The sequence below is a fragment of the Calothrix sp. NIES-2098 genome (genome assembly GCF_963875125.1).
Classification (GTDB): domain Bacteria; phylum Cyanobacteriota; class Cyanobacteriia; order Cyanobacteriales; family Nostocaceae; genus Aulosira.
Genome location: NZ_CAWNKJ010000001.1, coordinates 7,763,050 through 7,778,533 on the forward strand (window position 1 = coordinate 7,763,050; position 15,484 = coordinate 7,778,533).

Genomic DNA, 15,484 nt, shown 5'->3' on the forward strand with positions numbered 1-15,484 from the left:
CTAAATTTTAATCTAATAATTATTTGCGATCGTCTAGTATGACATCAAAGTGTTTAACTGTGGTTTCTGGTTTTATGAGATATTCGTTATCTCTAGGAAGAGGTCTGACTTTTTCAATGTCGTTACCAGCAAACTTACGAATTGCATCTCGTGATTCCCAGTAAGAAATCACAGTAAATTCTGTGTTATTGCCATCAGTGCGGCGAAGTACTTGCGCCCCTAAATTATCAGGAATTGATTCGATTTTTTTAATTCCAGCTTCTACCAAATAAGCATAGTATTCATCTGCTTTTGATGTTAAGGTTGTACCATGCCAAATGCGTGCGACTACTTTTTTTGATGGGGTACTAGCAGGATTATTTGGTAGAGGTTGTGCGGAAACCGCAAGGGTTTCAACCTGTGTAAAAGAAGCAATTGGCAAAATTAAAACTGAAATAGCTAATCCACAAAGAATACCCGAAAAATTATTTGGTTTAATCATTAGGTATCTCCAGGTTCATATGATAAGACTGTACCTACTCTTGATAAATCCCTATCAACCCTAATAAAAAATAATCCACCTTCATCTGTTCTGTGTCTAGGAATTATACTAAAGCTAGGACAATATAAGTAGTGATCTTTGACAAATCTATACTCTCCTACGTCACAATATCCACTTAGGCAATAACCCTCCTCGTTATAACATTGTATTTCGGGATATTTACCGTCAAAATGTGGCAGGATAATGATTAACCACACTCCACCACCGTTAGGAGCTTTCCGCAAATACTTCTTTTTTGCTACTTCAAATTGAACTGTATCCGTTCTCCCCCAAAGTAGTAATTTACTATCTAAAACAGGGATAAATTCATTTAACTTAGCATCTGGATGATTATATTGTAGATTTTTATATTTTACATGACCGTTCTCCATCCAAAGAATTTCTACATCTTCACTACCTATCACTTGCCAATCACCTAACTTAACTCCGGCAGGAATAAAAGAATAGCAATGCTTACTCAGTTGCCATTCACCAATTTGGATTTTACCCTTGAGTACAAAAAGCTCTAAATCAGATGTAAATATGCCAGATGGGGCTTTAAATTGTGATGGTAAAATAACTCTTGAAGTAGATGCACCGCAATCATGCCAAGTCAGTAATCTACGTCTTCCAGATGCTACCTCATCAGGCATTCCTTTGATTCGCCAATCTTGTTCTTCTGGTACAGTATTTGTGTCAAAAAAGTGATATTGACGAGGTAAGTATTCTTTTGAGATAGCTGTACGTCTTGCTGATAGGTTCATTCTGCCTTTTCCATCCCCACCCCAATCTTCTTTAACAGGGGCTATATGCAAAAAGTCCTCAGCCTCGTCTTCTCTTTCAGAATTGTATTGGTTTTTCATAGATTTAAGGCTTACATAGTCAATACTTAAAATGATACAGTGCGTCAAATTTTTAACGCACTTTACAATGTAAATAAATTTTTAATTATGCTAGCCTTCTTTTAACTTCCTCTGCCAAATTATCCAGCGTCACCTCTATTTGTTCGCCAGATTTCAAATCTTTCAGTGAAGATTTTTGTGCTGCTGCTTCTTCAGAACCAATGATGACGCAGAATTGAATGCCTTGTTTATCAGCTAGTTGGAATTGCTTACCTAAGGGACGCTTATCAAAATTAGTTATAACATTAATCCCAGCCTTACGCAGATTTTGTGACACTTTTAAATAAGTGGGCATCAAATCTTCTTGCATATTCACCACCATCACCTGTGCAGGTGTGGCGGCTAAGGTATTGAGAATACCAGCTTTTAGCAAGCGACTAATTAAGCGAGTTAAGCCAATGGAAATGCCGACACCAGGCATTTTTTCACCGATAAACATCCCCACTAATTCTTCATACCTACCGCCAGAACAAATGCTGCCTAAAGCTTCATGCCCGATAAGAGTTGTTTCGTAAACTGTGCCTGTATAATAATTCAGACCACGGGCAATCGATAAATCAATACAGAACCGCTTTTCGGCAACACCCAAATTCCGCACGCCTGCAATTACTGTTTCTATTTCGGTAACGCCTAGGCTCAATTGTTCGGCATCGGGGAGATTTTGTGACAGGTGTTTGAGTTTATCTAATACCTCATCTACATTACCTTTAATATTAATAAATTCAATAATTTTTTGTGTTTGCTCTGGTGAAATTCCTTCTTTGTCTAACTCTTGTTTGACTTTCGCTTCACCAATTTTCTCTAAGTTATCAATGATACCAATACAAGTTTTAATTTGATTTTCACTTATTCCTAAGGATTGAAAAAATCCTGTGAGGATTTTACGATTATTGATGCGAATGAGAAAATCACCAATGTTAATGGCTTCAAATATCTCAGTAATAATTGCAGGCATCTGAGCATCATACAGCAAGCTGAGTTGACTGCGAGCCACGACATCAATATCGCACTGACGGAATTGCCGGAAACGTCCATCTTTGGCACGTTCGCCACGAAATACCACATCCATTTGATAGCGAGCAAAGGGAAAGGTTAATTCGTTGAGGTGACGGGCAATGTATGCCGCTAAAGGAACTGTTTGGTCAAATTTTAAAGCCTTAGTTTCCGAACCTGTTTCGCCTGCTTTATCTTTCTCTGCTTGGCGATTTGGTGGCAGGATGGGGTCGATACCATAAATAATGTTATCACCTTGATTTCCCTTTGCCTGTAGCACTTCTAAGCGTTCGACAGCAGGTGTTTCGATGGGGGTAAATCCGTAACTTTCAAAAACTTTGCGGATGGTATCTAGCAAATATAGTTCTAGCCGCTTTTCGCTAGGGAGGAATTCTGGAAAGCCGCTAGGAGTAGAAAAATTAATTTTGTCACCTTTTGCCATAACCTACACTGCTAGTTTTAGAGTTGAGCTTTTGCGAAAAGTTGCGTGCGGGGGTTCCCCCCGTTGAGCAAACTTTTCAAGACAGATTTTAGAGGAGAATGGACTACGCCGCATATATGAGCGATCGCATCTCCTTTTGAGATTATCTATTTATGTACTACTACTAAAGTTCCAACTTTTGCCCAGTTGTACAGTTGACGAGCCTGCTTAACTCGCAAATTTACACAACCGTGGCTGACTGGAGTACCAAAATTGTTATGCCAGTATGCACCGTGAATAGCATAGCCTTCATAAAAATACATGGCATAAGGAACATCAGGAATGTCGTAGTCTTCGCCTCGCATTCGCGTAGTGCGATATTTAGTGTTAATCTCAAATCTACCCTTGGGTGTAGGAGTGACGCGTTTCCCTGTGGAAATACTGAAGGAATAGATACGCTTTTTACCTTCCCAAGCAAATAAACGTTGCTCGGACAGATCAATTTCAATCCAGCGAGGTTGAGATGTTTTTCTTTGGTCAGTGACAGTATTGTTATTAGTATCTCCGGAAGCAGCTTGAGCTGTTGTCAAATGAGAATCACGCGTGAGTGGCGGCGACCAAGCAAATATAGCCACCAACAATAACATCATACTGGTACAGATATTTTTGGAATAACGTAACCAACTACTGTGAATTCTGGTTTGCATGAAGTCTCACCTTCTAGTTCATCTGCTGGAAATTAAATTTATTTAGAGAAATAAGGCAAAGGACGGTTAAATGTATCAAGTTACCTTTGCTTTTTAACCTTGAATGTATGCGTATCTCTTCTACAATCTACTTTTGGTAGATATCTCTTGTGTTTTTATACATCTATAAGTAGATTACCCAGGATTGCAGGGATTGTTGCCTCAATTTGTAAATATGCAAGCTCGGTAACTAGAATTTATTAAAAGTCAGATATTTTGTAGTTTTTAATTACTACTTAATAGCGCGATGGCTACCAATTACCACGTGATATCTTTATTGATTCACATCTAGCTAATTCATACAGATAATTTGACTACGGATCGAAAAATCATAGTTTAATCTGTTTTTTAGCTACATATTTACCAAATAATTTATAAATTTTTCTGCCAAGAATTAATGATATTAGGTTGATGATATCGCACTAACTCATTTACAGATTTTGTTAAACTTTCACATTAATTCCTAACTTCTAATTCACAAGAATTAGAACTCGTTAACTTTGAGGTGTGATAAGCTGTAGTAGATGCAAAATTTTTCTAAAATTCCGTTTATATTTGGGCTAATATCCAGGCTGATTTTAGATTTACGCCCATTTATTGCGGTAGATTTTATACGTCTTGTCTTCTATATTTTACTTCAATTTTAGTTGTCTTTATTCCAGAGATTCTACGGAAATTTTCACCGAAGAATCTCTTAATAATATGGTTTTAAAGTAGTTTGTAATTTAGCTTTGCTACTTATGAATAAACACTGGTGTTCCTACTGACGCCCAATCAAACAACCATTTCGCATGGTTCGGGGCAACATTCACACAACCATGACTGACTGGAGTGCCAAATCTCCGATGCCAATAAGCACCATGAATACCGTAATTACCTTGGTAATACATTACATAAGGTACATCACTAACATCGTAGTCACTACCACGCATTCTGGCAGATTTAAGTTTGGTTTGAATTTTAAACGTACCAACGCGAGTGGGTGTAGATTTTTTACCTGTAGAAATAGTCACAGCATAAACAGGCGTTTTACCTTCCCAAGCAATTAAGTGTTGTTGAGAAAGATCGATTTGAATCCAACGTCGATCTGATTGTTTGAGTGTCTCGATGTTTTTGGCAATTGTCTCATCTTTTGCTTTGGCTGAAACTTCAGATGCACCAGGATCGATCGCACTCAAGGAGAGTGTTACACCTGCAAGTAATATTGCAAAGTGGCGCATCAAGTGATGATTAATCAAGCTTTTCATCGTAAATACACTTAAGTAGGAAGTTTAGGGAAAATTTTCATTTTTTACCCTAAAGTACCCTATCTGTTGTATCAATTTTTTCACCTGTTCGGCAATTGCCTGCCAATTTCCCTTAGTTACTAAATGCTTAGGAAATAATTGACTACTTAAACCAACAGCGATCGCTCCTGCTTCTAAAAAGTCTTTGGCATTGTCTAAATTTACTCCTCCAGTGGGAATCAAAGGAATTTTTCCTAAAGGCCCTTGGAGGCTTTTGATATAATTAGCACCTCCCACTGCTTCTACAGGAAACACTTTCACACAGCTAGCGCCCTGATTCCAGGCTGTAACAATTTCTGTGGGTGATAGCGCCCCAGGAATGATGGGTACATCTTGCGTTATTGCTGCTTGAATCATTGCTAAATCAACGTGGGGTGTAAAGAGAAACTGCGCCCCACAGGCGATCGCCTCTTTTAACTCTTGGACGTTAAATAGCGTACCAGTACCAATCGTACAGTTTGGTAATTCCGAACGAAGTTGGCTAATTAATTCGGCGGCGCGATCGCTATTCCAGGTAATCTCAATTAGCTGCATTCCCCCAGCTGCTACAGTCAAAGCCATTTGCTTTGCCAATTCCATCTCTGGCGCACGGATGACTGCGATCGCTCGGTGTTGTTGTAATTGTGATAACCAAACTAGATTAGACATTTTGACTGTGAATTAGACGCAAAAAGCATTTGGGGCTTATGCAAGTCTCACATTTTTTTGCTGAAGTTGACGGTGCCAATTTGAGATTTTAGATTGCCAAAAACCCCAAGCAACGTACCCTGGTAGTTGGGGTCAATTCAAAATGATTGGCTTCCTCTACAGATACGAAAGCAAACATGAACTCAGATTCGCAAAAACCCCTGGATGTCGAAGAACCGATGTTTTCCCACATTCCCGTGTTGAGTCGGGAGATAATTGACGGTTTAGCAGTACATCCTGGTGGATATTATTTAGATGCAACAGTCGGTGGTGGCGGTCACAGTCGCCTCTTGCTAGAAGCCGCTTTGAACGTACAGGTAACAGCTATAGACCAAGATGCAGATGCTTTAGCAGCCGCCCAAAAGTATTTAGCTGAATATGCAGATCGGGTCAACTTCATTCGCAGCAACTTTGCTAGTTATGAATTTCCCCACGCAACTTTCGATGGTATTATCGCCGATTTAGGCGTTAGCTCCTATCATTTGGATACACCAGAGCGCGGTTTTAGCTTCCGCCACGCCGCTAATTTAGATATGCGCATGGATCGAGGACAATCGTTAACTGCGGCTGATGTCATTAATGAATGGGATGAAGCGGAATTAGCAGATATATTTTTCAAATATGGTGAGGAAAGATTATCGCGGCGCATTGCCAGACGCATTGTTGAACGGCGTCCGTTGCATACTACTGTGGAACTAGCAGATGCGATCGCATCTTGTGTTCCCCCTAAATATCGTTACGGTAGAATTCATCCAGCTACCCGCGTTTTTCAAGCGCTGCGAATTGTCGTTAACGACGAACTCAAATCCTTAGAAACGTTTTTAGAAAAAGCACCAAACGCTCTTGTCCCCGGTGGTAGGATTGCGATTATCAGTTTTCATAGCCTAGAAGACCGCCTGGTGAAGCATGGCTTAAGAAATTCACCATTATTGCGAGTTTTGACCAAAAAGCCCATCACAGCCCAAGAAGCAGAAATTGCTCAAAATCCGCGATCGCGCTCTGCCAAGCTAAGGATAGCAGAGAGGAAGGAGTGATACCAATTCAAAATTCAAAATTCAGAGGTATTATTACCATCTGAGTTTTAAGATTTGAATCTGTTGCTTAATTTTGGTGAATTGATATGAGGGCAATAGGGTAAAAATAACTAATAACAAATGACGAATGACAAATGACAAATTTTAAATTATCCAATGAGGATTGATTTGTTTTGGTAATTCAATTTTGAAGGTGGAGCCTTCACCCAGATTACTAGTGACGCTAATTGTACCTTGCATCATCTGTACTAAGGATTTGGTAATTGCTAATCCCAAACCCATACCTTCATATTTCCGACTGTTACTTTGATCGACTTGGCGGAATTGCTCAAAAATACACTCTAGGTAATCTGGTGCAATACCTATACCTGTATCTTCAACTGCGATCGCAATTTTCTCGCTATTAATTTCCCAGACTTTGACTTTGACGCTACCTGCGGCTGTAAATTTAATGGCGTTTAACAACAGTTTGACTAAAACTTGTCTGAGGCGATCGCTATCATTTACAATCCAGGGAGAAGCAAGATTGATATCTACTTGCAAATCTAATAATTTTTCTTCGGCTAGAGAACGGTGTTCGGCTACGGTTGTTAAAACCAAATTCTCTAAATTAAAATCATCTGTTTGTAACGATAAATTACCAGCTTCCACACTAGCAAAGTCCAGCATATCCTCAATAATAGATAATAGGTGATTGCCATTATTGAGAATACGTTGCACCATCTCAATTTGTTGTTCAGACAAGCTGGAAGTACGCTGACGCAATAATACTTGTGATAAACCCAAAATCACGTTGAGAGGAGTGCGCAGTTCGTGGGAAGTCGTAGCTAAAAATTGCGATTTTACCTCTGCTGCTTCTAATAGTTGCAAGTTTTGTAGCTGAATTTGCTGGCGGATTTTTTCGAGTTCGTGATTTTGCTCTAAGAGAATTTCATTTTGTCTCGCTAAACGTTCTTCGCGCTCCTCTAAGACTTGCAGCATGATGGTATTATTAATGGCGATCGCTGCTACTTCACCCAAAGCATCCAAAAGATGCTGTGAAGCAGTATTAAAAGCATGGGGATTTTCCCAGTTACCAATCGCCAATACTCCTAATCTTCCTGCTTGTGCAGATTTAATAGCTACAGCATACATTGAAGCAGGTGTAAAAGCTGAAAACGCTGGGACACAGGGACACAAAGAACATGAGGGAAAGTCATCAACACCACACTCTAACTCTTCTCTAGTTCCTTGAAATAGCTGTGCTACTCCAGTAGCAAACACCTGAGTCAGTAAACCTGGCTTGATATTAAAATTCTCGTCTGAGGAAATTGATTCACTTCGCCAATCCCACAGAGGATCGCCAGATGCTAAATTGCTATTAAGTTTGAGAAAAGGTAATTTCTCTGCACCTATTCCTGCTGTCGTGGTTAATTCCAGCTTTTTAGTTTGGGCATTATATAACCCTATCAGACAGAACTGAGCGCTATCAATTGTATTACAAACTTCCCTAACTATCGCTTCTAATAAATCGGGTAAATGGGTGAGCCGTTGGTTTGTAAGGTTAGTCAGTAGCTGGAGTATTCCCAGTTGTTGCGGTAGTTGAGGGGAGATTGATTCTTTCCCCATATCAATGTGTGTTCCAGTTAAAATCATGATTACCTGACGGCGATTTGCTCCCATATCCGTCGGTGTTGCTTTCTATCAGCGATTTTATTTGCCAAACTGCTTTCAAAAGTTTCTGCCTTTACTTTTGGCACAGTTTGAAAAATATCTACTCCGCAGACACACAACGGCTGATACTTAGAAATTTTTGCTTAATATCTTCTGGCTGCTAATAATTAAATTTGTACGCCAGATTTTTTGAGGTTTTAATTGCTTACTATCTTGTTTAACTCATCGGAGGTTTACCAATAGAATTGTGAAAGTTTCTTCTATGCCGATTATTTTATCAGCTTCTTTCAATGCGTACACTATTTTTTTCTCAGTAAATTTACTGGATTTTTACTAGAAATTTATCGATTCCTTATCCAAAAACAGTTTAATTTATGTAAATTATTTATCTGTTGAAACATTTAAATTCCTTATAAATAATAATTGTGCTTTCATTAACAAATTTATATACAAACACTGATACAATAGAGATTCATTCAAATTAGATAAAATTATCATTTTCCATACAATCTCTCTAATTTCTCTTATTTAAGAGATCAGAACTATCTCCAAAGCTATATTGCCAAAGTATTAATAAATTTGTTTTGCAAAATTGATGCATAATAAAGATTACTTAATATTTAACTATAAATAAATCGAGATTCTCTGAACGCAACAAAATTGAAGCTTTAAACTTTTTTGAGATTGTAATTTATAATTATAAATTATTAAAAAACTATTCTTTAGCCTCAAATGATATACCAAGCTTCATTTTATTAATATTATGAACAATAAAAATTCCCTAAAATATAGCAATTTAAAGTGAATTTTTAATCACGAATAATTATCAACTCCAATTCTCCAGTTTAAATTAGCCAAAATAAAGAATAAAGCTATAAATTTGCCTTGTTCATCATTAACTTGGAATATTTATTGTGCATGAAAAAATTACCTTACTATGGTGGAAGGGATAATAATATCTACCATCGCATTTCTACTTGTAAGTAAAACTAACTTGATTTAAGTGCCGATGTATTTAATTTATCTGTCTCAAGTGAGACTTAGCTTTTTTTTAACATGAAGTGTTGGGTGGGGGTCAAGACCTATTGGGGGTATCACACCCTATCGTCTTTAACATCGGTATAACCCGCCTGACATCAAGGATTTATCGCGAAAGCGATCGCAAAATAGAGAAATCAAGGTATAAAATTATATATTTTCTTTATTATTCACTTGCTTCCCTTTCAGGTTTGGCTGAACGAATCTCGTCACGATAGCCTGTAAAATCAGCTATAGGAGCGTGACTAAAACTACCACAGCAAACTGTGATATCTATGAATCACATAGGCGATCGCTATTTTAGGCGTGTTGAATTTATTTCAAGCAGACAAGCCTCTAGGATGCGCGCTGTTGACGATTTCGCATCCGTTCGGGGCTACCAGTGGGAATCGCAGCGATTAAATTTTGCGTATACTCTTCTTTAGGCTCGCGATAAATACTTTCGGCTGTGCCTTGTTCGACAATTTGACCGCGATTCATCACTAAAATGCGATCGCTCATAAATTTTACGACACTTAAATCGTGAGAAATGAAGATGTAAGTTAATTTAAAATCGTCCTGCAATTCTTTCAACAAATTCAATACTTGCGCTTGCACAGAGACATCCAGTGCAGAAACCGATTCATCGCAGATAATAAATTTGGGATTTAACGCCAAAGAACGGGCGATACAAATCCGTTGGCGTTGACCGCCAGAAAATTGATGTGGATAACGGTTGATCGCATCTGCACTCAATCCCACCCGTTCTAAAAGTTCAACTACCCGTTCTCGCCGTTGTTGCTTTGTCTTACCCACAGAGTGAATTACCAAAGGTTCCACAATTGCGTCCCCAACCTTCATCCGCGGATCGAGGGAACTAAAAGGATTTTGGAAGACTATTTGCATTTCGCGCCGGAGTTTCTGCAACGGTTCGCCTTTGAGGGTGGTAATATCTTGTCCCTCAAATACAATCTGACCACTCATCGGTTCAATTAACCGCAGCAAAGTTCTACCGAGGGTAGTTTTACCGCAACCCGATTCTCCCACTAATCCCACTGTTTCCCCTGGTTTGACTTCAAAGGAAACGCCATTCACTGCCATAGTGTAGCGTTTTGTCCCGCCAAACAAGCCCTTAACAGGGAAACCAACCTTAAGATTGCGGATTTGTAGGAGAGGTTGCTTTTCGTTGAGGTCAGCTAATCTTTTAACTGTCTCTTCCCTACTAACTTCAGGAGGTGGTGAAGGTTCTTTCGCCTGAATGAGCAATTCTCCGCTTGGGGTTTCCTCCGCACTCATGTAGTCAGAAACTGTCAGCAGTTTTTGGGGATGGCGGTTAAGTGTGGGACGGCAAGCGACTAAACCTTTAGTATATGGATGTTGAGGATTGCTAAAAATTTCTGCGGCTGTATTATATTCGACAATTTTGCCGCGATACATCACCGCCACTCGGTCAGCTACTTCCGAAATTAATCCTAAGTCGTGGGTGATGAAAATCATTGCCATGTCGCGGCGCTGCTGCAATTCTCGCATCAATTCGAGAATTGTTGCTTGTACTGTCACATCTAAGGCTGTAGTTGGTTCGTCAGCAATCAATAACAATGGATTGCAGGAAATCGCCATTGCAATCATCACCCGCTGTAACTGACCCCCAGAAAGTTGATGCGGGTAGCGTTCTAGCATCGATTCTTTGTGCTGCTTCACTAACTGGGCTAACTTTTGCTCGTCAGGTTTAGGTGAATTTGGGTTAGTTTGACTCCAAGTATCGAGATATTGCTGTCCTATCTGGTCATCGCTGGGGAGGAGTTTGACTTCTTGCAAACCTGCGATCGCAATTTTTCGCGCTTCATTGACTGACACCTTCTGATGGCGCATAATCGCTTCAGTTAGCTGAAACCCAATGTTATAAACCGGATTCAGCGAACTCATTGGTTCTTGAAAAATCATCGCGATGTCGCCGCCTCGATATAGCTGCATTTGCTCCGGCGGTAACTCGGCTAAATTAATTGGCGTACCATTTTCCTGATGGCGAAACCAGATTTCCCCGCCACTCACTCTACCGGGACTTTGCAACAAACCCATTACGGCTAGGGATGTGACTGATTTACCGCTTCCCGACTCTCCTACAATTCCTAAAGTCTCTCCCCGATGCAGTTGAAAAGAGATTCCATCAACAGCTTTGACGATATTGCCATCACTGGAAAATTCAACTTGAAGATTGCGAACCTCTAGGATAGTTTCTCTCATGGGAGTGGGAATGAATTTTTACTAAATAGTTATTTGGAGTTTAACAGCGATTTTAATTGCTGAGTCGTAATTAATCTAAACAGAATAAATAAAAATATAACGGATGTAGGGGATGCTTTGGCTTTGTGCCTCAAAAAAACTCATCCCTTACTTCCGTTATCAATTATCCATAACTTTTCAGAACTGTTATAAGTTCGTAGTCGTGGCTACGAACTCACCAACATTAATGAGACACCACTAGAAAGGAATATCATCGATATTCGGTTCTTCTTCTTTAACTGCTGGATAGGTGGTGCGCTCAAAATTTGTCGGTTGGGGCGCAGGTTCAGGATTGCTAACTCTAGGAACAACACCAGCAGTACTAGTAGCTGGGGTTGGTGCAGGACGCGCTGACTCATAACTAGCGTTCTGTTGGGGGCTGGAGGCGACAGGGGAAGCCGCTGGACGCGAGGATGTTTCGCTTGATGAATTTCTCGCCACCGATGGCGCTGCACTAAAATCAAAATTGCTGCCTACGTTTTGGATCTGCTGTACTGTTAATTCAGCACGTTTTTCTTTAAAACCTTCGGGACGATCGATAGTATTCATTCCTAATCGTCCTACCAAAATGACGCGATCGCCTTGATGGTAATTTTCCTGAATTTCTGTGGCTAAATTCCCCCAACCTATAACTTTCAAGGTAGCTGGTGCATCTTCTGCTTTTTGGGAATTAGGAAATTGCACCAACATTTCCGTCACTGCCAATTTATCTGTTGTATAACGTAGTTGCGGTTCTTGTACAATTTCCGCCATCAAAACGCAGCTATTCATTAAAAATCCTCCTGATAATCAAATTGCTGAGTGGGAAGTGGGTTTTGATATGTAGCGCTAATTACTATCTATATCTATTTTTAACTTTTGCATTTTTAATATGCATTCTGGGTTTTGAGTCAGTTTTAACATAAAAGCCAAGCGATGGATGCTTTCGCACCCTTCGCTTGACTGAAGCAAGCATTGAATTCTACAACTGAGTAGTATAATTGTACCACTATAGTTGAGATTTGAGACAAGAATTATTTTTGGGATTTAGGACAGGGAGGACAAATGACAAATGCCCAAAAAGCTTAAGTTTCGACGTGAACCGGGAAAATCCCCAAGCCAATGAACCGCGCTGGGAGGTCGCGCAAGATAGGTAAGCGCAGAAAAGCAGGTGGTTGGAAAGTTTGGTCTGATGTGAGAATGCGAGTAAATATCTGTTTTTGGATAAAGGTTTGAAATCCTTGAATAATCCTTGTGGGTAATTCTCTTTGATGCTGGACTTTGGCTAAGTCTTTAAGTTCTAAATTGTGGTTCTTAAGTGGTTTGCTAATGACATTAGCTGTAACGACAGCATCTTGAATTGCGTAGTTAATACCAACACCACCCACTGGCGACATGACATGAGCAGCGTCACCGATGAGTAGCAATCCTTGGCGATACCAACGTTTGACGCGGCTAGATTCGACTGAAAGAAAGGCGACTTGTGACCAATCATGTAAATAAGAAATGCGGTCAGCCAACTCTGGCACAACTTCAACCACAGATTTTTTTAATTCTTCTAAACCAGCAGCGCGCAGTTGTTGATAGCCGTCTTTGGGGATGACATAAGCAATTTGCCATTCTTCACCCCGATCGAGCATAACGAGAATGTGCCCTTGAGCAATGCGTCCCATTCCACCTTCTGCATCTTCTGATTTGCGAGGTAGACGGAACCAAAGCACATCCATTGGTGGGGAGGTTTCAATCGATTCAAACTCACCTAGTTGTCTGAGCTTGGAGTGGCGACCATCTGCACCTACAGTAAGTATTGCTCGTACTTCATGCCAACCACCACCTCCCCGATAGCGTACACCCTGAACTACCCCATTTTCTACAATTAATTCTTGGGCATTCGCTCCCATCACCAACTGAAAACTCGGATATTTTTGCGCTTCTTGGGTAATAAATTCCAAGAATTTCACTTGGGGAAGCAATGTAATGTATGGATAATTGGTTTTTAGGTGACTAAAATCTGCCAAAGTGACGCTATCTTCGGCAGTTTGGATTTGTAATTGGCGAATTTTCGTATGGTGTAGTTGCAGCAAGCGATCGCTTAAGCCCAATTCCTCCATAATCTCCATGACTGAGGGGTGAATGGTATCGCCACGAAAATCGCGATCGAAGTCTTTGTGTGCTTCTAATAGCATCACAGGTATACCTTGACGCGCTAGCAACAATGCCAGCACAGCCCCAGCCGGGCCGCCTCCAACAATGCAGCAATCGGTAGTTTTTACATCTACAATGTCATGGGCAGGATTAACTGTTGGCTCATGAGCAGGATTTTCGGATATGGATTTAGTCATAACATGACCTTCGCAAAGTCCTAAAATCAAGGTTAGTTGCCTTTTTATGCTGCAAGCTGTTTTTTTAACTTTTTGTATTCAGGTATAAGGTGTAAGATTGGCGCTAAACTGTCATCTGTCATTTGTCTTTTGTTTCCAGTTCATGACTAATGACTCATGACTAATAACTCATAACCAATGAGCATCATTAATACTCGTGTCCCAAGTAGTCTTAGAAAATATTTATAAAAGTTTTCCCCCTCGCAAAGGGGAAAGTATTCCCTCGCCCACTCCATCGTCCTTATCCTCTGGTAAGAACAATGATGCACAGCGAGAGCGTGCAGATAATATCAATGTCCTGCGGCGGATTAACCTAACGATCGCCGATGGGGAATTTATGGTACTAGTGGGGCCTTCTGGTTGCGGTAAAAGTACCCTACTGCGGTTAATTGCTGGCTTGGAAGTGATGACAGGCGGGAATATTTGGATAGGCGATCGCTTAATTAACGATCTCCCACCCAAAGAACGAGACATCGCAATGGTGTTTCAAAATTACGCTCTCTATCCCCATATGTCAGTGTATGACAATATCGCTTTTGGACTGCGACGCCGTTTTGATGATCGGGAGCAAGGGAGCAAGGAAGCAGAGGGAGAAATCTCCGCATCTCAACATTTTCCGCGGTTGGCTGAGAATCTCCTGGTTGGGATGACGCGATCGCTACCTAAAGGACTCCGCTATATTTCCGCAAAGGAACGGGAAGTAGATTTGCGGGTGCGGAATGTTGCGCAATTGTTGCAAATTGAAGCTCTGCTCAATCGTTTACCCAAACAGCTATCTGGGGGACAAAGGCAGAGAGTAGCATTAGGAAGAGCGATCGCGCGCAATCCTCAAGTATTTTTAATGGATGAGCCGCTTTCTAATTTAGATGCGAAATTACGTGCAGAAACCCGCGCGCAAATTGTCAAATTACAGCGCCAGTTGGGGACTACGACAATTTACGTTACCCACGACCAAACCGAAGCCATGACAATGGGCGATCGTATTGCGATTATGAATCTTGGGCAAATTCAGCAAGTTGCTTCTCCCCTAGAACTATACAATCGTCCTAACAATCGCTTCGTTGCGGAATTTATTGGTTCGCCACCGATGAATTTCATTCCTGTAGAGTTTCATGCGCCCCTATTAATAACCCATTCCCAGTTTCGTCTTACCCTCCCAGAAATTTGGGGAACTGCTCTCCAAAAATATGATGGGCAAACTTTAATTTTAGGCGTTCGCCCAGAACACTTAATTGTCAGTGTACCTGCTACAAAAAATCTACCCGTGCAAGTAGATTTAGTAGAAAACTTAGGTAACGATAGTTTTATTAGCGCAAGGCTTGGGGAATCGGGATTTTCTACTAACACCAGTGATTATTTACAAGTGCGAGTCCCACCAGAAAGATCGGTTAGTGTTGGCGATCAATTGTGGTTATCTCTAATTCCAGATAAAATCCACTTTTTTGATCCTGTGACTGATTTAGCAATATTTCCTAATGCTGACTAGACATATTGCATAAGTCGTTAACATTAGCTCTTATCAGTGCCTAAACATTTATTGCATGAGTAAATTTCCGGAATTCAGTATTTATTGCTGAATTCT

The 15,484-nt window shown here is 40.4% G+C and carries 12 protein-coding genes; 2 read left to right on the plus strand and 10 right to left on the minus strand.

Annotated elements, in window-relative coordinates; all coding sequences use genetic code 11:
• Positions 1-19: 19 nt before the first annotated feature.
• The 6 genes from AACU33_RS32710 to AACU33_RS32735 all read right to left on the minus strand — a co-directional run bounded on the left by AACU33_RS32710 (position 20) and on the right by AACU33_RS32735 (position 5,516).
• A complete protein-coding gene (locus tag AACU33_RS32710; RefSeq protein ID WP_096594425.1) occupies positions 20-481 on the minus strand; it encodes an antibiotic biosynthesis monooxygenase family protein in 462 nt (153 codons plus the stop codon).
• A complete protein-coding gene (locus tag AACU33_RS32715; protein WP_096594426.1) occupies positions 481-1,383 on the minus strand; it encodes a DUF4437 domain-containing protein in 903 nt (300 codons plus the stop codon). The genes AACU33_RS32710 and AACU33_RS32715 overlap by 1 nt, the downstream gene beginning before the upstream one ends.
• Positions 1,384-1,468: 85 nt before the next feature.
• On the minus strand, positions 1,469-2,857 hold the full coding sequence (gene hisS / locus AACU33_RS32720) for a histidine--tRNA ligase (RefSeq protein WP_096594427.1): 1,389 nt from the start codon (positions 2,855-2,857) through the stop codon (positions 1,469-1,471).
• Between the two features lie 146 nt (positions 2,858-3,003).
• Positions 3,004-3,543 carry a L,D-transpeptidase gene (locus AACU33_RS32725; protein ID WP_096594428.1) on the minus strand — a complete coding sequence of 180 codons (540 nt, stop codon included), beginning with the start codon at positions 3,541-3,543 and terminating at the stop codon, positions 3,004-3,006.
• A 773-nt stretch (positions 3,544-4,316) separates the two neighbouring features.
• Positions 4,317-4,829, minus strand: coding sequence for a L,D-transpeptidase (locus tag AACU33_RS32730; RefSeq protein WP_096594429.1), 513 nt, complete (start codon positions 4,827-4,829; stop codon positions 4,317-4,319).
• A 24-nt stretch (positions 4,830-4,853) separates the two neighbouring features.
• On the minus strand, positions 4,854-5,516 hold the full coding sequence (locus AACU33_RS32735; protein WP_096594430.1) for a bifunctional 4-hydroxy-2-oxoglutarate aldolase/2-dehydro-3-deoxy-phosphogluconate aldolase: 663 nt from the start codon (positions 5,514-5,516) through the stop codon (positions 4,854-4,856).
• Between the two features lie 176 nt (positions 5,517-5,692).
• Here AACU33_RS32735 and rsmH point away from each other — a divergent pair, with 176 nt between their 5' ends.
• Positions 5,693-6,589: a 16S rRNA (cytosine(1402)-N(4))-methyltransferase RsmH gene (rsmH, locus tag AACU33_RS32740; protein ID WP_096594431.1), complete on the plus strand. Its 897-nt coding sequence runs from the start codon at positions 5,693-5,695 to the stop codon at positions 6,587-6,589.
• Positions 6,590-6,733: 144 nt separating this feature from the next.
• On the opposite strand, the gene AACU33_RS32745 is transcribed toward rsmH, so the two are convergent.
• The 4 genes from AACU33_RS32745 to AACU33_RS32760 all read right to left on the minus strand — a co-directional run bounded on the left by AACU33_RS32745 (position 6,734) and on the right by AACU33_RS32760 (position 13,863).
• Complete coding sequence (locus tag AACU33_RS32745; RefSeq protein WP_096594432.1) at positions 6,734-8,251, minus strand: GAF domain-containing sensor histidine kinase; 1,518 nt, start codon at positions 8,249-8,251, stop codon at positions 6,734-6,736.
• A gap of 1,365 nt (positions 8,252-9,616) precedes the next feature.
• Positions 9,617-11,503, minus strand: a complete 1,887-nt coding sequence (locus AACU33_RS32750) for an ABC transporter ATP-binding protein (RefSeq protein WP_096594433.1) — start codon at positions 11,501-11,503, stop codon at positions 9,617-9,619.
• A gap of 237 nt (positions 11,504-11,740) precedes the next feature.
• Positions 11,741-12,313: a single-stranded DNA-binding protein gene (locus tag AACU33_RS32755; protein WP_096594434.1), complete on the minus strand. Its 573-nt coding sequence runs from the start codon at positions 12,311-12,313 to the stop codon at positions 11,741-11,743.
• A gap of 293 nt (positions 12,314-12,606) precedes the next feature.
• The gene (locus AACU33_RS32760) at positions 12,607-13,863 is read right to left on the minus strand and encodes an FAD-dependent oxidoreductase (protein ID WP_096594435.1); all 1,257 of its coding nucleotides are present in this window, start codon (positions 13,861-13,863) and stop codon (positions 12,607-12,609) included.
• A gap of 196 nt (positions 13,864-14,059) precedes the next feature.
• Here AACU33_RS32760 and AACU33_RS32765 point away from each other — a divergent pair, with 196 nt between their 5' ends.
• A complete protein-coding gene (locus AACU33_RS32765; protein ID WP_096594436.1) occupies positions 14,060-15,388 on the plus strand; it encodes an ABC transporter ATP-binding protein in 1,329 nt (442 codons plus the stop codon).
• The last annotated feature ends 96 nt before the right edge of the window (positions 15,389-15,484 follow it).